The organism is Streptomyces sp. NPDC003691, from assembly GCF_053981115.1.
Genome location: NZ_JBSFNQ010000070.1, coordinates 19238 through 39146, shown reverse-complemented (window position 1 = coordinate 39146; position 19909 = coordinate 19238). Strand labels below are relative to the sequence as shown.

General features: G+C 73.3%; 12 protein-coding genes. 1 reads left to right on the top strand and 11 read right to left on the bottom strand.

Features of this window, described 5'->3' with window-relative positions:
- Positions 1 to 374: 374 nt before the first annotated feature.
- The 11 genes from ACWDR0_RS26525 to ACWDR0_RS26475 all read right to left on the bottom strand — a co-directional run bounded on the left by ACWDR0_RS26525 (position 375) and on the right by ACWDR0_RS26475 (position 18122).
- A complete protein-coding gene (locus tag ACWDR0_RS26525) occupies positions 375 to 2093 on the bottom strand; it encodes a proline--tRNA ligase (RefSeq protein ID WP_456354281.1) in 1719 nt (572 codons plus the stop codon).
- A 79-nt stretch (positions 2094 to 2172) separates the two neighbouring features.
- Positions 2173 to 2742 (bottom strand): GNAT family N-acetyltransferase, encoded by a 570-nt coding sequence (locus ACWDR0_RS26520; RefSeq protein WP_456354280.1) that lies wholly within the window; start codon positions 2740 to 2742, stop codon positions 2173 to 2175.
- Positions 2743 to 2858: 116 nt separating this feature from the next.
- On the bottom strand, positions 2859 to 3704 hold the full coding sequence (locus ACWDR0_RS26515; RefSeq protein WP_456354279.1) for a GNAT family N-acetyltransferase: 846 nt from the start codon (positions 3702 to 3704) through the stop codon (positions 2859 to 2861).
- A gap of 392 nt (positions 3705 to 4096) precedes the next feature.
- A complete protein-coding gene (gene ispG / locus ACWDR0_RS26510; RefSeq protein ID WP_456354278.1) occupies positions 4097 to 5254 on the bottom strand; it encodes a flavodoxin-dependent (E)-4-hydroxy-3-methylbut-2-enyl-diphosphate synthase in 1158 nt (385 codons plus the stop codon).
- Between the two features lie 177 nt (positions 5255 to 5431).
- Positions 5432 to 6733 carry a M50 family metallopeptidase gene (locus ACWDR0_RS26505; protein WP_456354277.1) on the bottom strand — a complete coding sequence of 434 codons (1302 nt, stop codon included), beginning with the start codon at positions 6731 to 6733 and terminating at the stop codon, positions 5432 to 5434.
- Positions 6730 to 7986 (bottom strand): 1-deoxy-D-xylulose-5-phosphate reductoisomerase, encoded by a 1257-nt coding sequence (gene dxr, locus ACWDR0_RS26500; protein WP_456354276.1) that lies wholly within the window; start codon positions 7984 to 7986, stop codon positions 6730 to 6732. The genes ACWDR0_RS26505 and dxr overlap by 4 nt, the downstream gene beginning before the upstream one ends.
- A 152-nt stretch (positions 7987 to 8138) precedes the next feature.
- Entirely contained in the window at positions 8139 to 10088 is a 1950-nt protein-coding gene (locus ACWDR0_RS26495) for an acyl-CoA dehydrogenase family protein (RefSeq protein ID WP_456354275.1), read from the bottom strand.
- 436 nt (positions 10089 to 10524) lie between these two features.
- Positions 10525 to 11970, bottom strand: a complete 1446-nt coding sequence (locus ACWDR0_RS26490) for an aldehyde dehydrogenase family protein (protein ID WP_456354274.1) — start codon at positions 11968 to 11970, stop codon at positions 10525 to 10527.
- 381 nt (positions 11971 to 12351) lie between these two features.
- The gene (locus ACWDR0_RS26485) at positions 12352 to 13356 is read right to left on the bottom strand and encodes an EamA family transporter (RefSeq protein WP_456354273.1); all 1005 of its coding nucleotides are present in this window, start codon (positions 13354 to 13356) and stop codon (positions 12352 to 12354) included.
- A gap of 485 nt (positions 13357 to 13841) precedes the next feature.
- The gene (locus ACWDR0_RS26480; protein WP_456354272.1) at positions 13842 to 15431 is read right to left on the bottom strand and encodes a PucR family transcriptional regulator; all 1590 of its coding nucleotides are present in this window, start codon (positions 15429 to 15431) and stop codon (positions 13842 to 13844) included.
- 303 nt (positions 15432 to 15734) lie between these two features.
- The gene (locus ACWDR0_RS26475) at positions 15735 to 18122 is read right to left on the bottom strand and encodes an ATP/GTP-binding protein (RefSeq protein WP_456354271.1); all 2388 of its coding nucleotides are present in this window, start codon (positions 18120 to 18122) and stop codon (positions 15735 to 15737) included.
- Positions 18123 to 18400: 278 nt separating this feature from the next.
- Between ACWDR0_RS26475 and gabT the strand changes: the two genes are divergently transcribed.
- Positions 18401 to 19735, top strand: coding sequence for a 4-aminobutyrate--2-oxoglutarate transaminase (gene gabT, locus ACWDR0_RS26470; RefSeq protein WP_456354270.1), 1335 nt, complete (start codon positions 18401 to 18403; stop codon positions 19733 to 19735).
- Positions 19736 to 19909: the final 174 nt, after the last annotated feature.

Here is a 19909-nt window from a genome sequence, read left to right as displayed (position 1 = left end):
CCTCCCCCGGTGACGGCGACACCATCAGGGGCTTTGCGGTGCTGCTCAAGTCGGGATCACGTGGGAGTGGGGTGCAGGGTCGCCCCCGCAGCCGATGGCGACAAGCAAGGCTGCCCCCGGGGGCGGTGCATCGCCGTCGGCGAGGAGGTGAGCCCGGAGGCCCACGACCCACCCGAACCCAGACAAGGCCGGTCACGACCCCACGAAGCAACGGTCACAAAGCTTTTCAGCCCCGCCGGCGTTTGAGGCGCAGAAGCAACCCGCACCCCGCGGGCAAGGCACACCCCCCGGGGCCCCGGAGCAAGGCCCCAGCGAGAGGCGCCCCCGTGGGAGGTGCCCCCGCAGGCAACACAGGCCCCCGGGGGCAAGGAACCTCAGCGGGAGGCGCCCCCGCGGGAGGCGGCCAGGCGGGTGATCGCCTCCGCCAGCGGAAGCTCCTCGCGCTCCCCCGTGCGCCGGTCCTTCAGCTCCACGACGCCCTCGGCGACCCGGCGGCCCGCGACCAGGATCTTGGGCACGCCGATCAGCTCCGCGTCGGTGAACTTGACGCCCGGGGAGACCCCGGCACGCTCGTCGACCAGCACCCGGAGGCCCGCCGCGGCCAGCTGCTCCGCGGCTTCGAGGGCGAACTCGGTCTGGGCGGCCTTGCCCGCGGCGACCACGTGGACGTCCGCCGGGGCGATCTCCGCGGGCCAGCACAGGCCGTGCTCGTCGGCGGTCTGCTCGGCGAGCGCGGCGACGGCGCGGGAGACGCCGACGCCGTACGAGCCCATCGTCACCCGTACGGGCTTGCCGTTCTGGCCGAGGACGTCGAGCTGGAAGGCGTCCGCGTACTTGCGGCCCAGCTGGAAAATATGGCCGATCTCGATGGCGCGGTCCAGCTTGAGGCCGTTGCCGCACTTGGGGCAGGGGTCGCCTTCTTCGACGACGACGACGTCGACGTACTCGTCGACCTCGAAGTCGCGGCCGGCGACGACGTTGCGGGCGTGGAAGCCCTCCCGGTTGGCGCCGGTGATCCAGGCCGTCCCGGCGGCGACGCGCGGGTCGGCGAGGTAGCGGACCTTTTCGAGGCCCTGGGGGCCGACGTAGCCGCGGACCAGGTCGGGGCGGCCGGTGAAGTCGTCGGCGGTGACCAGCTCGACCTCGGCGGGGGCGAGGTGCTCGGAGAGCTTGCCGAGGTCGACCTCGCGGTGGCCGGGGACGCCGACGGCGACGATCTCACCGTCGACCTTGACCAGCAGGTTCTTCAGGGTCGCCGAGGCGGGGACCCCGAGGTGCGCGGCAAGGGTCTCGATGGTCGGGGTGTCGGGGGTGTCGAGCAGTTCGACGGCCGGGTGCTCCACCGTTTCGGCGGCGGGCACGGTGAAGGTGACGGCCTCGGTGTTGGCGGCGTAGTCGCAGGCGGTGCAGTGGACGAAGGTGTCCTCACCGGCCGCCGCGGGCGCCAGGAACTCCTCGGACGCCGAGCCGCCCATCGCGCCGGAGACGGCGGAGACGATGCGGTGGTCGAGGCCCAGCCGGTTGAAGATCTTGATGTAGGCCTCGCGGTGGAGCGCGTAGGACTCCGCCAGGCCCTCGTCGGTGGTGTCGAAGGAGTAGGAGTCCTTCATCAGGAACTCGCGGCTGCGCAGGATGCCCGAGCGGGGCCGCGCCTCGTCGCGGTACTTCGTCTGGATCTGGTAGAGGACGACCGGCAGGTCCTTGTAGGACGAGCACTGGTCCTTGACCAGGAGGGTGAAGATCTCCTCGTGGGTGGGGCCGAGCAGGTAGTCGGCGCCCTTGCGGTCCTTGAGGCGGAACAGTTCCGGGCCGTACTCGGACCAGCGGCCGCTGGCCTCGTAGGGCTCCTTGGGCAGCAGCGCGGGCAGCGACACTTCCTGGGCGCCCGCGGCGTCCATCTCCTCGCGTACGACGCGGGTGATGTTGTCGAGGACGGTCTTGCCGAGCGGCAGCCACGACCAGATGCCGGCCGCGTTGCGGCGGACGTAACCCGCGCGGACCAGGAGCTTGTGGCTGAGCGTCTCCGCGTCCGCCGGGTCGTCGCGCAATGTCTTGACCATCAGACGGGACATGCGCTGGACCTGGGCTGCCATGGGAATCTCCTGCGTGAACGACCTGCGTGAAGAAGGTGATGGGACAGGAGGTTAGCCGGGGGGCGGGGGCGGGCGGAAATCAGTTGCCGCGGGAGAGGGGCAGCGGGGCGCCCATGACGGCGTAGGGGCGGGGTGCGCTGGGGAAGTGGACGCGGCGCGCGAGGTCCCGGTAGCCGAGGCTGCGGTAGAGACCGCGGGCCGGTGATTCGGTGTCGATGGCGGAGAGGATGGAGCGGGGTTCGGCGGCGCCGTCGGTGATGGTGGTGATCAGTCCGCGGCCCAGTCCCCGGCCCTGGAAGCGCGGGTGGACGTGCAGTTCGGTGATGACGAACGCGTCGTCGAGCCAGCCCTGGCTGCCGTTGGCCCGCAGATACGGTTCGACGACGGTGGACCACCAGTGGGCCCGGTCGTTGGGCATCCCGTAGACGAAGCCGACGAGCCGCCCGGTGTCGGTGAGGGCGGCCAGCGCCCGGGCGCCGGGCTGGCGCAGATGCCGCTGGACGATATGGCGGCGGACCTCGACCTCTTCGTGCGTCAGTCCGAAGGCGAGGGCCTGCACCATCAGGGCCTCGTCGAGCCGGGCCGCGAGGTCGACCGGCTCGACGGTGACGGCGGGGAGGTGGGGGACGTCCCCGAGGTCTGATGCCATGCGCGCACCCTACTGGCCCGGGCGCGCGGGCCGGGCGGCGGTTTCCGCGCGGCGGCCGGGGAGGGGCCGGGCAGCGCGGAGTCCGGCGGGCGCCGGGGTGGGAACGGTCGGCCGGGTCAGAAGAGCACGCTCATGAAGGCGCCGACCTCGCGGAAGCCGACGCGCCGGTAGGCGGCCCTGGCGGGGGTGTTGTAGTCGTTGACGTACAGGCTGACGACGGGGGCGACGTCCGCCAGCGCATAGCGCAGTACGGCCGCCATGCCGGTCTCGGAGAGACCGCGGCCCCGGTACTCGGGGTCGACCCAGACCCCTTGGATCTGGCAGGCCTGGGTGGTCGCCGCGCCGATCTCGGCCTTGAAGATCACCCGGCCGTCCTCGATCCGGGCGAAGGAGCGGCCGGAGCCGACCAGCTCGGCGACCCGGGCCTGGTAGAGCAGACCGCCGTCGCCCGCCATCGGGGAGACGCCGACCTCCTCGGTGAACATGGCCACGCAGGCGGGCATGATCACCTCCATCTCGTCCTTGCGGATCCGGCGGACGTACGGATCGGGCTCGATGTCGGGCGCGGGGGCCTCGGTGACCATCAGGGGCTGATGGGCGCGGATGTCACGGGCGGGGCCCCAGTGGGGTTCGAGGAGCCGCCACAGGCGGGCGGTGGGTGCGGCGGGCCCGACGATGGAGGAGCAGCGGCGGCCGGTGCGGCGGGCCCGGTCGGCGAAGGCGCGGACGGCTTCGGGGGTGGCGCAGACGGGGACGAGGTTGGCGCCGGAGTAGCAGAGGGAGCGGAGCCGTCCTTCGGTGTACCAGCCCCACATCTCGCCGCCGAGCCGCCAGGGGTCGAGCCCCGCGACCTGGACCCGGGACGTGACAAAAGCATTCTCCACGGGCTCGCTCTCCAGCACGGCGAGCGCGGCGCCGAGGTCGCTGGGTTCGAGGACCCGGGTGGTGGTCTGCGTCAACACGAAGGGGCCTCACCGTACGGTCTGCTGATCTCCGCACTGTACCCGCCGGGTGCCGCGGGTGCCGAGCGTACGGACGGCCGCCGCGGCCGCCGCCGGGGCCGCCGTGCCCTTGCCGGAGGCGGTACGGGAGGCGGTACGGGGGGCGGTACGGGAGGTGCTCCGCGGCGGCGCCCCGGGGCGCCGCCGTCCCGCCGGCGGCGGGGTACGCCCAAGGGCCGCACCCACTCGTTCAGGGGTGCGGCCCTCGTCGGTGCCGGGACGGGCACCCTGTGGTCCCGCGGGTCCTCGCGCCGGGCCGGGCTCCGCTCCGGGCGGAGCGGGTTCTCCGGGGCTCCCGGGCCGCCCGGTGAGCCCGGGTCACCGCCCCGCGGGCGCCGGGCTTCCCGCAGGGGTCAGGCGCCGATGGCTACCGTCGGCTCGCCCGACGGGACGCCGTCCTTCTCCATCTGCTCGGCGATCTTCATCGCCTCCTCGATCAGGGTCTCGACGATCTTCGACTCGGGGACGGTCTTGATGACCTCGCCCTTGACGAAGATCTGTCCCTTGCCGTTGCCGGAGGCGACTCCGAGGTCGGCCTCGCGTGCCTCGCCGGGGCCGTTGACGACACAGCCCATGACGGCGACCCGCAGCGGGACCTCCATGCCCTCCAGACCGGCGGTGACCTCGTCGGCGAGCTTGTAGACGTCGACCTGGGCCCGGCCGCACGACGGGCAGGAGACGATCTCCAGCCGGCGCTGCCGGAGGTTGAGTGCCTCCAGGATCTGGATGCCGACCTTGACCTCCTCCGCGGGCGGGGCGGAGAGGGAGACCCGGATGGTGTCGCCGATGCCCTCGCTGAGCAGCGCGCCGAAGGCGACCGCGGACTTGATGGTGCCCTGGAACGCCGGGCCGGCCTCGGTGACGCCGAGGTGCAGCGGGTAGTCGCACTGGGCGGCCAGCTGGCGGTAGGCGTTGACCATGACGACCGGGTCGTTGTGCTTGACGGAGATCTTGATGTCCCGGAAGCCGTGCTCCTCGAAGAGGGACGCCTCCCAGAGCGCGGACTCGACGAGCGCCTCGGGGGTGGCCTTCCCGTACTTCTGGAGCAGACGGCGGTCCAGGGACCCGGCGTTGACGCCGATCCGGATCGGGGTGCCCGCCGCGCCCGCGGCCTTGGCGATCTCCTTGACCTGGTCGTCGAACTGCTTGATGTTGCCCGGGTTGACCCGGACGGCCGCGCAGCCGGCGTCGATCGCGGCGAAGACGTACTTCGGCTGGAAGTGGATGTCGGCGATCACCGGGATCTGGGACTTGCGGGCGATCACGGCCAGGGCGTCGGCGTCGTCCTGGGTGGGACAGGCGACCCGGACGATCTGGCAGCCGGACGCCGTCAGCTCGGCGATCTGCTGGAGGGTGGCCCCGATGTCGGACGTCCGGGTGGTGGTCATGGACTGGACCGAGACGGGTGCGTCCCCGCCGACGGCGACTGATCCGACCTGGATCTTCCGGCTGACGCGGCGGTCCGCGAGCTTGGTCGGAACGGAAGGCATACCGAGAGAAATCGCGGTCATCAGCAGTGCTACCCCATGGTGTGGACGTGGCCCCGAAGAACGGCGGGCTCAGGCCATCGAGGTTACGGCACCCGGGTTGACGCGGGCACATCGCGCGCCCGAACCGCCCGAAGGTGACGGCGGCCGAGCATCTGTGCGCTCGGCCGCCGTGGCCGGTTTTCCGAGGTCAACCGCCGATCAGGTGATTTTGACCGGATTGACGATATCGGCGACCAGAACCAGCAGGGTGAAGCAGATGAAGATGCCCGCGACGACATACGCGACCGGCATCAGCTTGGCCACGTCGAACGGGCCGGGGTCGGGCCGCCGGAAGAGCCGGGCGACCTTCCGCCGCAGGGACTCCCACAGGGCTCCCGCGATATGGCCGCCGTCCAGCGGCAGCAGCGGCAGCATGTTGAAGAGGAAGAGCGACAGGTTGAAGCCCGCGAGCAGCATCAGGAACATCGCGAAGAGGTTCTGCGCGGGGGCGTCGAGGGTCATCACCTCTCCGCTGATCCGGGCCGCGCCGACCACCCCGACCGGGGAGTCGTCCTTGCGTTCGGCGTCGGCGAAGGCGGCGTTCCACAGGTCGGGGACCTTGGCGGGGAGCGCGATGATGGACTCGACGCCGTTCTCCATCATGTCGCCCATACGGTCCACGGAGGCCCCGAAGGAGAGCGGCAGGATCTCGGTCTTCGCGGCGAAGCCCAGATAGCCGGCCGGTACGTACTCGCCGGGGACGACTTCGCCGTCGGCGTCCTTCTTGGCCACCGTGTTCTTGCGCAGGGTCGCGTTCAGGACGATTTCCTGCCCGCCGCGGTCGACGGTGATGGTGGCCGGTCCGATGGTGTCGCGGATGCGGTCCGAGAGGGCGGCCCAGTCCTTGACGGGTTCGCCGTTGAAGGCGGTGATGGTGTCACCGGTGCGCAGCCCGGCGGCCTTGGCGGGCGAGACCGGGTCGGAGGCCGCACAGGTGTCGCGGTTGGTGCTCTGGGCGATCACGCACTGCTGCACCCCGGCGACCTCGGTGGTCTGGGTGGAGAAACCGAAGGTCATCGAGACGCCGAGGAAGATCGCGACGGCCAGCACCAGGTTCATGAACGGCCCGGCGAACATCACGATCACACGCTTCCAGGGCCTGCGCGTGTAGAAGAGCCGGTCCTCGTCGCCGGGTTCCAGTTCCTCGTACGCGGCGGTCCTGGCGTCTTCGATCATGCCCCGCCACGGGGAGGTGGAGCGGGCCTCGACCCGGCCGTCGGCGCCCGGCGGGAACATCCCGATCATGCGGATGTAGCCACCGAGGGGGATGGCCTTGATGCCGTACTCCGTCTCGCCCTTCTTCCGGGACCAGATGGTCGGACCGAAGCCGACCATGTACTGGGGCACCCGGATGCCGAAGAGCTTGGCCGTCGACAGATGGCCCAGTTCGTGCCAGGCAATGGAGAACAGCAGCCCGACCGCGAACATCACGATGCCGAGAACCGTCAACAACATCGTCATGCGCGCGCCTCCGCCATGGCTTTCGCCGCCAGTTCCCGGGCCCGGGCCCGGGCCCAGTCCTCCGCCTGCAGGACGTCCTCCACCGTCAGCCGGGTTCCCCGCGCGGGCACCCCGTGCTCGGTGACGACATCCGTGACCGTATCCATGATTCCGTTGAACGGCAGCTTCCCGGCGAGGAACGCGTCGACGCACTCCTCGTTCGCGGCGTTGAAGACGGCGGGGGCGGTGCCGCCCAGTTCGCCGACGTGCCGGGCGAGTCCCACGGAGGGGAAGGCCTCGGTGTCCAGCGGGAAGAACTCCCAGGTGGAGGCCTTGGTCCAGTCGAAGGCGGGGGCCGCGTCCGGGATCCGTTCGGGCCAGCCGACCCCGATGGCGATGGGGCCGCGCATATCGGGCGGGGTGGCCTGGGCCAGGGTGGAGCCGTCCGTGAACTCCACCATGGAGTGAACGTACGACTGGGGGTGGACGACGACCTCGATGCGTTCGAAGGGGATGTCGTAGAGCAGATGCGCCTCGATGACTTCGAGGCCCTTGTTGACCAGGGTGGCGCTGTTGATGGTGATCACCGGGCCCATGGCCCAGGTGGGGTGCGCCAGTGCGTCGGCGGGGGTGACACCGGCCAGTTCCGCGCGGGTACGGCCCCGGAAGGGCCCGCCGGACGCGGTGACGACCAGCTTCCGTACATCGGCCCGGGTGCCGGCGGCCAGCGCCTGGAAGAGTGCGGCGTGCTCGGAGTCCACCGGGATGATCTGACCGGGCCGGGCCAGCTCCTTGACCAGTGGCCCGCCGACGATGAGGGATTCCTTGTTGGCGAGGGCGAGGGTGCGCCCGGCCTTCAGCGCGGCGAGCGTCGGCGCCAGGCCGATGGAGCCCGTGATGCCGTTGAGCACGGTGTGGCACGGGGAGGCGGCCAGCTCGGCGGCGGCGGTGGGCCCGGCGAGGATCTCGGGCAGCGGCTCACCGGCGTACTCGGCGGCCAGCGCCTCGCGCAGAGCCGGTACGGCGTCCTCACGGGCCACCGCGACGGCCGCCACCCGCAGCTTCCTGGCCTGCTCGGCGAGGAGACCGGCCCGGCCGCCCGCCGCGGACAGCGCGGTCACCCGGAACCGGCCGGGGTTGCGCAGCACGAGGTCGATGGCCTGGGTGCCGATGGAGCCGGTCGAGCCGAGGACCACGAGGTCCCGCGGGCCCGGGCCCGGGTCGGGCGCGAAGACGGTGTGCGGGTCGGCGAGGGGGGATGGGCTGTCGCTCATCCCCCCATTGTGTCGGCAACGCGGCCGCCCCGGAGCAGCGCGGGTCCGCGGGGCGCCTCCGGCGGGGGCCGGCCGGGTGGAATCACCCCGGGAGAACGGCCGCCGGGCCGGGCGGACGGGCGGGCGGGTCCGGGTCAGGGTCAGGGTCAGGGTCAGGGGATCCTGCGGTGGACGTTCTCGTGGCGGGAGGGGCCGGGGGTGGCGTCCGCGATCCACGGGGCGTCGCCGCTGGGGTCGATGACACCCTCCTCCAGCCAGGTGTACGCACCGGCGAGCACCTTGCCCACGACCTTGCGGTCGATGTCGTCGGTGTTCTTCCAGAGCCGTCCGAACAGCTCCTCCACCCGCAGCCGGGACTGCCGGCAGAACGCGTCCGCCAGCTGGTAGGCCTCCCGCCCGTGGCCCTCTCCCCCGCCGCGCAGCAGCTCCGCGCGGACGCAGGCGGCACTCATCGCGAAGAGTTCGGCGCCGATGTCGACGATCCGGCCGAGGAAGCCCTGTTTGGTCTCCATCCGGCCCTGCCAGCGGGCCATCCCGAGGAAGGTGGCGCGGGCGAGCCGGCGCGAAGTGCGTTCCACGTACCGCAGATGGGTGGCGAGGTCGGGATGGCCCGCGGGATGGAATTCCTGGTACGAGGTCGGGAGCCGGCCGGGCCCGGTGACGAGCTGCGGCAGCCAGCGGGCGTAGAAGGCACCGGCCCGGGCGCCCGCCTTCGCCTTGTCACTCAGCGGGGTGTCCGGTTCGATCAGCTCCCCGGCGACCTTGAGATGGGCGTCGACGGCCTCGCGGGCAATCAGCAGATGCATGATCTCCGTGGAGCCCTCGAAGATCCGGTTGATCCGCAGATCGCGCAGGAGCTGCTCCGCGGCGACCGCGCGTTCGCCGCGGGCGGCCAGCGACCCGGCGGTCTCGAAACCGCGGCCGCCGCGGATCTGGACCAGTTCGTCGGCCATCAGACAGGCCATTTCGGAGCCGTAGAGCTTGGCGAGCGCGGCTTCGATCCGGATGTCGTTGCGGTCCTCGTCGGCCATCTGGGAGGCGAGGTCGACCACGGCTTCGAGGGCGAAGGTGGTGGCCGCGATGAAGGAGATCTTCGCGCCGACGGCTTCGTGGCGGGCGACCGGCCTGCCCCACTGCTCGCGGACGGCGGACCATTCGCGGGCGATCTTCAGACACCATTTGCCCGCGCCGACGCACATCGCGGGCAGCGAGAGCCGGCCGGTGTTGAGGGTGGTGAGGGCGATCTTCAGACCGGCGCCCTCGGGTCCGATGCGGTTCGCCGCGGGAACCCGGACCCGGTGGAAACGGGTGACGCCGTTCTCCAGCCCGCGCAGCCCCATGAAGGCATTGCGGTGCTCGACCGTGATGCCCTCGCTGTCCGCCTCGACGACGAAGGCGGTGATCCCGCCGGGGTGGTTCTCCGACTTCGGTACCCGGGCCATCACCACCAGGAGGTCGGCGACGACTCCGTTGGTCGTCCACAGCTTCACGCCGTCGAGGACGTACGTATCGCCGTCGGGCAGGGCCGTGGTGGCCAGCCGGGCCGGGTCGGAGCCCACGTCCGGCTCGGTGAGCAGGAACGCGGAGATGTCGTGGCGGGCGAGCCGGGGCAGGAAGGCGTCCTTCTGCTCCTGGGTGCCGAAGAGTTTCAGCGGCTGCGGTACGCCGATGGACTGGTGGGCGGAGAGCAGGGCGCCGATCGCGGGGCTGGCGGAGCCGGCGAGGGCGAGCGCCTTGTTGTAGTAGACCTGGGTGAGGCCGAGGCCCCCGTACTTGGGGTCGATCTTCATACCGAGCGCGCCCAGCTGCCGCAGCCCGTCGATCACCTCGTCGGGGATCCGGTCCTCCCGTTCGATCAGCGCGCCGTCCACCGATGTCTCGCAGAAGGCGCGCAGCCTGGAGAGGAACTCCTCGCCGCGCCGGGCGTCCTCGCCGGCCGGGAGGGGGTGCGGATGGATCAGGTCCAGCCGGAACCGTCCGAGGAACAGTTCCTTGGCGAAGCTCGGCTTGCGCCAGTCCTGCTCGCGGGCGGCCTCGGCGACCTGCCGGGCCTCTCGCTCGGTGACCTTGGGGGGCCGGTTCTTCTCCAGTGGTGCGGTCATGAGGTCCACCTCGCCGCGGTATCGGGGTGCGGGCGTCGCCGGATGCGGCCGGGCGGGCCCGGCCGGGCCGTCGGGCCCGGGCGGCGCTACCGGCCGGTGCTACTGACTCGTACTCGCTCGTACACCTTCGTACTACCCGATGCCCGGCGGGTACACCATCCCGCCGGATCCGGTCGGGCGACGTCCGGCCGGTCCGGCCCGGGCCCTGTTCCACGGGTGGTGTCGGGCCCGCCGGGGAGCGGGACACGGGCGCGGTGGGATCGGTGGGCGGCGGGCGGGATGCGCGGTGGGATCGGTGCGCGCGGTGGGCGGCGGACGGAGGGACCGGCGGGCGCGGTGGAGCGGGGCGGGTGCGGCAGGCGCGGGCGGGGAAAACACGGCGGCCGGAGCCCCCGCACAGCAGGGCTCCGGCCGCCGGGCCTGGAGGGAGCGGGCCTCAGAGGGCCAGGCCGGTGAGTACCAGCACCCGCTCGTAGGTGTAGTCGTCCATCGCGTACGCGACGCCCTCACGGCCGACGCCGGACTGCTTGGCGCCGCCGTACGGCATCTGGTCCGCACGGTAAGAGGGTACGTCCCCGACGATCACGCCGCCGACCTCCAGCGCCCGGTGGGCGCGGAACGCGGTCTGCACGTCGTGGGTGAAGACACCCGCCTGAAGACCGTACTTGGAGTCGTTGACGGCCGCGAAGGCGGCCTCCTCGCCCTCCACCCGGGTGACGGTCAGCACCGGTCCGAAGACCTCCTCGCAGGAGATCGTGGTCCCGGCCGGGACATCGGCGAGCACGGTCGGGGCGTAGGTGGCGCCGTCGCGCTTGCCGCCGGTCAGCAGGGAGGCGCCCGCGGCGACGGCCTCGTCGACCCAGGACTCGACCCGGCGGGCGGCGTCCTCGCTGACCAGCGGGCCGACATCGGTGGCGGCGTCGGACGGGTCACCGGTGACCTGGGCCTCGACGGCCGCGACGATCTTCGGGACGAGCCGCTCGTAGACGGAGGCGTCCGCGATCACCCGCTGGACGGAGATGCAGGACTGGCCGCCCTGGTAGTTGGAGAAGGTCGCGATCCGGCTCGCGGCCCAGTCCAGGTCGGCCTCGGAGGACCAGTCGGGGAGGACGACGGCCGCACCGTTGCCGCCCAGCTCCAGGGTGGTGTGCTTACGGGGCACCGAGTCCATGATCGCGTAGCCGACCGGGCCGGAGCCGGTGAAGGAGATCACGGGCAGCCGCTCGTCCTGGACCAGGGCGGGCATCCGCTCGTTGGGAACGGTCAGCACCGACCAGGAACCGGCCGGCAGCTCCGTCTCGGCCAGCAGCTCGCCGAGGATCAGCGAGGAGATCGGGGTCGCCGGGGCGGGCTTCAGGATGATCGGCGCGCCGACCGCGATGGCCGGGGCGACCTTGTGGGCGCTCAGGTTCAGCGGGAAGTTGAACGGCGCGATACCGAGGACGACACCGCGCGGCACCCGGCGGGTGAGCGCGAGCCGGCCGACGCCGCCGGCGTCGGTGTCCAGCCGCTGCGCCTCGCCGCCGTTGAAGCGGCGGGCCTCCTCGGCGGCGAACCGGAACACGGATACGGCGCGGCCGACCTCGCCGCGGGCCCACTTGATGGGCTTGCCGTTCTCCGCGGAGATGAGCTGCGCGATCTCCTCGGTGCGCTCGGCGAGACGGCGCGAGACATGGTCGAGGGCCGCGGCCCGGACATGGGCGGGGGTGGCGGCGAACTCGTCGCGCACCGCGTACGCGGCGGCGACGGCCTCCTCGACCTGCTCCTCGGTCGGTACGGAGACCGTGCCGACGAGCCGCCCGTCCCACGAGTTGGTGACGTCGAACGAGGTCTCACCGGTGGCCTGGCGGCCGGCGAGCCAGAAGGCGTGGGTGGAGGTCATGTCCCGGCCCTTCCGAGGTAGGAGATGGAGATGGAGATGCGGTTGGTGCCCCCACGGTAGGCGCGGAAAGGGGCCGGGTCGTTTGTCCGGGGTGGAGTGGTCGACGCCGGGGTCCTGACGGTTTGGCGCGTCGGGGTGGTGGGTGAGGGGGTACGGGGCGGACCGTGGCCTCCGGGCGGGGGCGGGAGCGGAGCGTGAGCCCCGGCGTGCCCCCGGGGGCACGGCCTCCGGCGGGGCGGTCCGAGGCCGTCGGCCCCGGGGCGGGGGCGGCTCCGGACCGTGGCTTCCGGGCGACGGGAACGAAGGCGGAGGCGGGGCCGGGCCGTGAGCTCTCGGCGGGAGGGCCCGCGGTGCCGCCGCCCCCACCGGCCGGAGGGCGGTTCAGCCGCGCCGCTCGGTGCTGACGATCAGACAGACCGCGGCCACCACGATCCCGCCGCCCAGGAGGATGGGCCAGGTCACGGGCTCGCTGAGGAACACGGCACCGAGGAATACGGCGACGACGGGGTTGACGTACGCATAGGTGGCGACCAGCGACAGCGGCGCGGAGTGCAGCAGCCAGGCGTACGCGGTGAATGCCACCAGCGACCCGAAGACCACCAGATAGGCGAGGGCCAGCCAGGAGCGGGTGGAGACCTCGGCCACCGAGAAGCCGAGGTGCTCGCCGCGGCCGAGCCCGACCAGGGCACAGCCGATACCGCCCGCGACCATCTCGTAGGCGCTGGCCGCGAAGGGGTTGCCCGGCATCGGTATCCGCGACGAGAAGAACGAACCGACCGACCAGCTCACGGTGGCCGCAATCACGATCAGCACGCCCCAGAGGCGGACATCGCCGCTGAGCCCGGGCAGGGTGAGGACCGCGAGCCCGCCGAGCCCGATGGCGACTCCCGCGTACGCCCGGCCGCCCGGCCGCTCACCGGCGGCCCGGCGCAGCACCACCACCCAGGCGGGCACGATGGCGACGAGCAGCGCGGCGAGCCCGGAGGGAATGGCGGTCTCGGCGAGCACGACCAGGCTGTTGCCGCCGAGCAGGAGCAGCAGTCCGACGAAGACGGCGGAACCGAGCTGCGCCCTGGTGACCTTGAGCGCGGCGGGCCCCTGCCGCCAGGCGACGATCGCCCCGAGGAGCACTCCGGCCAGCGCGAACCGCACCCCGGCCGAGAGGAACGGCGGCATGGTCTCGACGGTGACGGCGATCCCGAGGTAGGTCGATCCCCAGACGATGTACACGATGGCGAGCGCGCCCCAGACGGCACCGGTGATCCGGCGTGCGGCGGGGGGCGCGGAGCCTGTGGACCCCGTAGCGCCCGGGGGCGGGGGCGGGGGCGGGAGGGCCGGTTCGGCACCGGCGGCGGAAGCGCTCACGGCGGGAGCGGGTCGGGTCATCGAGGTCCTTCACTGGAGTGCCCGGACGGTTCCGGGCAGAGCCGGGCGTCCTGGTGGGGAGGTAAGGGGGGATACGGCGAGAAGGGTGGCGGCGGAGCGGTCCCGGAAGACCGAACGTCAGCAACGAAGAGGACTTTAGGTACTGACGCCATTCCCTGCCAAGGTTTCTGCCCGCCATCGGGCAGAAACCAGCGGCTTTCGGACCCGGGCGAGGGGAGGAGACGTCCGGCCCGGGCCGTCACGGGCAGCGGCTCCGCTGCGGGTGAGGTGGGCGGGGGACGGGCGGGCGCGGGCATGCGGGCGCGGCCCGGGGATGCGTGGGGTACGCCGCCGGGCGGTGGCGGCGGCTCGTCACCGGGGCGGCTCGTCCGCGGCGCCGCCTCCCGTGGGGAGCGGCCGGGCCCGGGCGTACCGGAGGAGAGGAAGCCCCGTGGGGGCGGTCGGCGGCGCGGGGCAGTCCCGGAGGGGCCGCGCCGGGGCGGGCGTCAGGCGCGCGGCGGGGGTTCCGTCGCCTTCAGGGAGAGCCACAGCTCCATCCGGGCGTCCGGGTCGTCCAGGGAGCGGCCGAGCAGCTCCTCCACGCGCCGCATCCGGTAGCGGAGCGTATGGCGGTGGACTCCCAGGTCGGCCGCCGCCGAGTCCCACTGACCGTGCCGGGAGAGCCAGGCCCGCAGGGACGCCACGAGATCACCGCGGCCCGTCGCGTCGTGTTCGTACAGCGGCCGCAGCAGCCCGTCGGCGAACGCGCGTACCGCGTCGTCCGCGAGGAGCGGCAGGACCGAGCCCGCGACCAGCTCGCCGTGCTCGACCAGGGCGCGGTTCCGGCGCCGGGCAACGGACAGTGCCTGTTCGGCCTCCCGGTGGGCGGCCGGGGCCGCGCCGGGGCCCGAACCGGCCGGGGTGGCGGCGGAGAGCCCCAGGTGGAGCGGCGGCTCCGTCCCGGCCCCCGGTCCGTCCGTCGCGTACTCGGCACAGGCCTCCGCTACCGCTCCCCCGTCGGCGGCCAGCACCACCAGGCGCGGTCCCGGCTCCTCCACGGCGACGACGGCCTCGCCGGCCCGGGAGGCCGCGGACTCCAGTGCCTCGGCCAGGGCTCCGAGGGTCTCCCCGGCGTCCGGTGCCGCGGGGTCGGCCGGTTCGGCGACCAGCACCCGGAACGGCGCGTCGAGGAGGGTGTCGTACAGATCGCCCGCGACCGTACGGGCGTCGTCCGGGTGCCCCGCCAGCAGCATTCGCAGCACGGCGGCGCCGATCCGGTGTTCGGCGCGGCGGAGGGAGCGGGAGCGTTCGGTCGCGAGGGTGAGCAGGGCGACGGCGGAGTGGACGGCGTACCGTCCGGCGGTGCCGAGGGGTGCGGCGGTGCCCACGGCCAGCACGCCCCGGACCCGGCGCCCGGTGCCCAGTGACTGGAGTTCGATCCGGTCGTCGCCGGTGCCGGGGTCGGCGACGACGGCGCTCGCGGGTGCGGAGCGCTCCCGCAGCTGCCCGGCGTCGGCGGAGTGCTGGGCCGCCCGGCGGGCCGCCCAGTCGGGTGCGGCGGCGACGACGGCGCCGGAGGTGTCGTAGAGCGCGGCCCAGCCGTCGACGTACCCGGCCAGCCGGGTGAGGACCGCGGCGGGGCCGCCCGAGAGCGCCGCCCGGGTCAGTTCCCGCTGGGCGGCGAAGCCCGCGGTCACCGCGCGGTACTGGTCGGCCGCGATGGCCGCCGAGACCGCCTTGCCGATGGCGAGGAACGGCGTCCGGCGGGGCACCTCCAGCAGGGGGAACCCGGCCTCCCGGGCCGCCTCCAGCAGGGCGTCCGGTACGGCGTCGTGGTGGACGCCGACGGCGAACCCGAGCCCGACGACCCCGGCCTCCGACAGCCTGCGGATATAGCGCCGCATGGCCTCGGGGTCGTGGACGTCGAGGGTGATGGCGGTGATGAGCAGCAGCTCCCCGCCTTCGAGATACGGGACCGGGTCGGCCAGCTCGCTGACGTGCGCCCAGCGCACCTCCCGGTCCAGCTCGTCCTCGCCGGACCGCACGGTGAGTTTGAGCGCCGAATGCTGGACCAGATTGGCGAGGGTGGGGGGCATGGGACCGCGGGCCCTTCGGGTGGTGCGCCGGGCGGAGCGCGGCACGGGGAGCACTGCGGGGGCAGTGCGCCGTCGCGTATGAACGGCCTGCTCCGATTCTGCCAGCCCGTAGCAGTCCGGCAGCCCGGGGTACGGCCGCCCGGCCCGGGGCACGGCTGCCCTGGGGGCGGGTGGTCCGGGGCCGCCGCCGGGGAGCCGGGACCGGCGCGGGCTCGCGGCGGTCCCGGCCCCGGCCCCGTCACGGGCAGCCCCGGGGCAGCGTCGCCGAGCGGCCCCGGAGCGGACCGGGCGCGGCGCGGCCGTTCAGGTGCGCAGGTCGACCAGGAGTGGTGGCGTGTGGTCGCCCGCGACCGTCGTCAGGGAGAGCACCGCATGTCCCGCGGGGACCCGGTGGGCCAGGTCCGAGGCGGACCAGCGGGCCCGTTCCACCTCGCGGACGGTGACCGCCTCCGCGGTCGCCGCCCGGCCGGTGACCAGGCGGCGCATCATGTGCAGTGCCTTGGTCAGCGGCTCGTCGGAGATGATCTGCCGGTTGGTGACATCGCGGGTCTGCACCCACTCCGTGCCCCATGCCTCGGCGAACCGGTTGCCGTCCCACGGGGCCAGCCCCGAGAACGCCATCCGGCAGCCCACCGCGCCCAGCAGCGGTCCGCGGAGCTGTTCCGGGACGTCCTCCAGGGTGCGCAGGGCCAGGACGACTCCGGCGTTGGCGGAGCGCAGCCGCTGGACGGCCCGGACGGAGTCGGCGGTGACGGTGTACGTGGCGTCGTCCAGGACCAGCGCGGCGAACAGGGAACGGTCGGACCGGGCCGGGGCCGCCTCGGCGAACTGGGCGAGCACCAGCCGCGCCACGATCCTGGACGCCTCCGCATGGCCGCGTTCGGGCAGGTCGATCCGGACCCGCAGGGGGTGCTCGACGGCGCGCAGCGAGAACTGGCGCCCGCTGCCGTCGGTACGGAAGGAGCCGGCGAAGGCGGGCCGGTCGAGGAAGGCGATCCGCTCGGCGAGCAGGACCCCGATGTCGTCGGTGCGCGCCGACTGCCGCTCCCGGGCGTCCAGCTCCCGCAGCTGGGCCGCGGCCTCGGGCCCGCCCCGGGTCTCCAGCGCGGTCCGCAGCCCGCCGAACGCGGCGGGCGAGCCGCTCAGCAGTTCCCGCAGCTCGGGGACGGCGGGGAAGCGGCTGTGGACACTGCGGTACGGCCCGATCAGCTGGGCCAGCGCGGTCGCCGCCCGCCGGCCGTCGCCGCCGGGCAGGGTCGCGGCCAGATCGCCGACGAGCGCCTCGGCGAGGGTACGGGCCGCCTCGTCGGGGTCGTCGGCGCCGCCGTAGAGGTCGAGATCGTGCGTCGATCCGGGGCGGCCGACACCGATGACCAGGTCGAAGGCATCGTCGGGGGCGAGCCCGGAGCCGTAGGCGGTCACGGCGACGACGGCCGCGCGGTTGGCCAGCGCGTGCAGACAGAGCGACTCGACGACGGGCCGCATCAGCCGGACGCTCTTGCCCGAGCCGGAGGGGCCGACCGCGAGCAGCGAGGTGCCGAGGAGCGCGGGGTCGAGGGCGACGCCGGTGGTACGGCGCGGGTACGGGTTGCGCTCGCTGTCGACCGCCGTACCGATCCGGACCTGGCCGGTGGCGAGGTCGTGCAGGGCACTGCGGACCGGGAGGTCCCGTACGCCGGAGGGATGGGCACAGGCGGCCGGGCCGTGGTCGCGGACGGCTCCGGTGAAGGCCGCGAGCCGGTCGGGCCGGGCGCTCACCCCCTGCCAGGCACGCCGGATCCGGGCGTAGTCGACATCGCCGAGGGTGCCGCCGTGGACCGCCCGGGTGAGGCTCTCGGCGGCGTCGGCGAGCCCGGCGGAGCGGAGCTCGGGCCAGGTGGTGGGGTCCTGGCGGAGTTCCGCCTGCGGCGGCTCGGCGGGGGCTCCGTCCAGCCTGCGGCGGACGGCGGGCCAGGTACCGATCCGTCCCACCACGGCGACGACGGTCGCCACCAGAAGCACGTAGTACAGATTGGAGACCCAGGTCAGCCAGTCCACCCGGGGCATTTCGCGCCAGACGCCCTGCACCACGAAGAACAGCGGCCAGAGCGGTACGCCGTACCGCTGCCAGACCTCGGCCCAGTTCCCCACCCGGCCCATCGCCACGGCGATACCGCCGATCACCAGGCCGTAGTAGAGGTAGGTGATCGCGACGTAGAAATCGAAGGAGCCGTGTCCGGGGGCGGTCCACGCATCGGGTACGAGCCACTCCATCGGCAGCTCCCACCAGTCGGTGATGAAAATCCACCACCCCTCCAGGAACCCGTTCCACAGCAGCGACCACAGCAGCCACCCCACCAGGAACGCGATCAGCGCCCCGCTGAGGAGCTGGCGGCCGGGGACCAGGTCGGGGGCCTCGTCCGGGCGGGGGACATGGCCCGGGCGCCAGATGCCGGGGGCGGCCGGGGGGCGGGGGGTGCGCAGCCAGTCGGCGACGGCCGGGCGGGTGACGGGGGCGTGGCCCGGGACGGCCGGGAATCCGGGGCCCGACGGGCCCGGGACCGCCGCCCGGGCCGGTCCCGGACCGGGCGGTTGGGCGGGCATCGGCGGCGGCAGCGGCGCGGGCCGCGCGCCCGCGCCGTGCGCGCCCTGTGATCCGTATGCCTCGTGAGCGCCCGGGGCACCCGAAGTGCCCGAGGAATCCCTGTCCATGAACCGCTGCCCCCTGACCAGCCAGGCCCGCCTCTGTGCGGCCCAATCTAGTGCCCCGGAGCGGGGAGTTCACCGATGCGCCGCCGCCGCGGGGGCCGTAGCGGCACCGCCGGGCCGGACCCGGCTATGTCCGGCGTGGACAAGGGGCCCTTCGCCAACACTCCCGAACGGCGCATGCCCACGGCCCGCCCCCGGCCCTAACCTGCGCATGACGAGTCAGAACGAGTCGGACGAACCCTCTGATCACCCCCACTCCCGAACATCCCCAGGAGCCCCTCATGACTGCGATTCCGCAGGAGCGCCGCGTCGTCACCGCCATTCCCGGCCCGAAGTCGGTCGAGCTCCAGGCCCGCCGGACCGCCGCGGTGGCCGCCGGCGTCGGCTCCGTGCTGCCGGTGTTCACGGCCCGCGCGGGTGGCGGAATCATCGAGGACGTCGACGGCAACCGTCTGATCGACTTCGGCTCCGGCATCGCCGTGACCAGCGTCGGCGCCAGCGCCGAGGCCGTCGTACGCCGGGCCTCCGCCCAGCTGGCGGACTTCACCCACACCTGCTTCATGGTGACGCCGTACGAGGGTTACGTGGAGGTTGCCGAGGCGCTCGCCGAGCTGACCCCGGGCGACCACGCCAAGAAGTCCGCGCTGTTCAACTCCGGCGCCGAGGCCGTCGAGAACGCCGTGAAGATCGCCCGCGCCTGGACCAAGCGCCAGGCGGTCGTCGTCTTCGACCACGGCTACCACGGCCGCACCAACCTCACCATGGCGCTGACGGCCAAGAACATGCCGTACAAGCAGGGCTTCGGCCCGTTCGCCCCCGAGGTCTACCGGGTGCCGGTGGCCTACGGCTACCGCTGGCCGACCGGTGCCGAGAACGCCGGTGCCGAGGCGTCCGCGCAGGCCATCGACCAGATCAGCAAGCAGATCGGGGCCGAGAACGTCGCCGCGATCATCATCGAGCCGGTGCTGGGCGAGGGCGGGTTCATCGAGCCGGCCAAGGGCTTCCTGCCCGCGATCGCGCAGTTCGCGAAGGACAACGGCATCGTGTTCGTCGCGGACGAGATCCAGTCCGGTTTCTGCCGTACCGGCCAGTGGTTCGCCTGTGAGGACGAGGGCATCGTCCCGGACCTGATCACCACCGCCAAGGGCATCGCGGGCGGTCTGCCGCTGGCCGCCGTCACGGGCCGCGCCGAGATCATGGACGCCGCGCACGCGGGCGGCCTCGGCGGCACCTACGGCGGCAACCCGGTCGCCTGCGCGGGCGCGCTCGGTTCCATCGAGACCATGAAGGAGCTGGACCTCAACGCCAAGGCGCGGCGCATCGAGGAGGTCATGAAGGCCCGTCTCTCGGCGATGGCGGAGAAGTACGAGCTCATCGGTGACATCCGGGGCCGCGGCGCCATGATCGCCATCGAGCTGGTGAAGGACCGCGCCACCAAGGAGCCCGCCGCGGCCGAGGCCGGGGCGCTCGCCAAGGCCTGCCACGCCGAGGGCCTGCTGGTGCTGACCTGCGGCACCTACGGCAACGTGCTGCGCTTCCTGCCGCCGCTGGTGATCGGCGAGGACCTGCTGAACGAGGGCCTGGACATCCTGGAGCAGGCGTTCGCCGCGCTCTGAGGGTCCACCGGGCGCCACAGCCCGGTAATCCGGGCCGGGTCCCCACCCGGCCCTCTCCGGGACTCCGGCGCCGCATTCGGGACGACCCGGCGCCGTCCCCCGAGCGGCCGCCGGTCACGGGCCGGCCGCCCGTCCGGCACCCCGCCGCGGGCGGTCGGCGGACAGCCCCGTGAC

Coding starts and splice junctions, on each gene's coding strand:
- ACWDR0_RS26525 (WP_456354281.1), bottom strand. CDS start 2,093: ATGGCAGCCCAGGTCCAGCGCATGTCCCGTCTGATGGTCAAGACATTG.
- ACWDR0_RS26520 (WP_456354280.1), bottom strand. CDS start 2,742: ATGGCATCAGACCTCGGGGACGTCCCCCACCTCCCCGCCGTCACCGTC.
- ispG (WP_456354278.1), bottom strand. CDS start 5,254: ATGACCGCGATTTCTCTCGGTATGCCTTCCGTTCCGACCAAGCTCGCG.
- ACWDR0_RS26505 (WP_456354277.1), bottom strand. CDS start 6,733: ATGACGATGTTGTTGACGGTTCTCGGCATCGTGATGTTCGCGGTCGGG.
- dxr (WP_456354276.1), bottom strand. CDS start 7,986: ATGAGCGACAGCCCATCCCCCCTCGCCGACCCGCACACCGTCTTCGCG.
- ACWDR0_RS26495 (WP_456354275.1), bottom strand. CDS start 10,088: ATGACCGCACCACTGGAGAAGAACCGGCCCCCCAAGGTCACCGAGCGA.
- ACWDR0_RS26490 (WP_456354274.1), bottom strand. CDS start 11,970: ATGACCTCCACCCACGCCTTCTGGCTCGCCGGCCGCCAGGCCACCGGT.
- ACWDR0_RS26485 (WP_456354273.1), bottom strand. CDS start 13,356: ATGACCCGACCCGCTCCCGCCGTGAGCGCTTCCGCCGCCGGTGCCGAA.
- ACWDR0_RS26480 (WP_456354272.1), bottom strand. CDS start 15,431: ATGCCCCCCACCCTCGCCAATCTGGTCCAGCATTCGGCGCTCAAACTC.
- ACWDR0_RS26475 (WP_456354271.1), bottom strand. CDS start 18,122: ATGGACAGGGATTCCTCGGGCACTTCGGGTGCCCCGGGCGCTCACGAG.
- gabT (WP_456354270.1), top strand. CDS start 18,401: ATGACTGCGATTCCGCAGGAGCGCCGCGTCGTCACCGCCATTCCCGGC.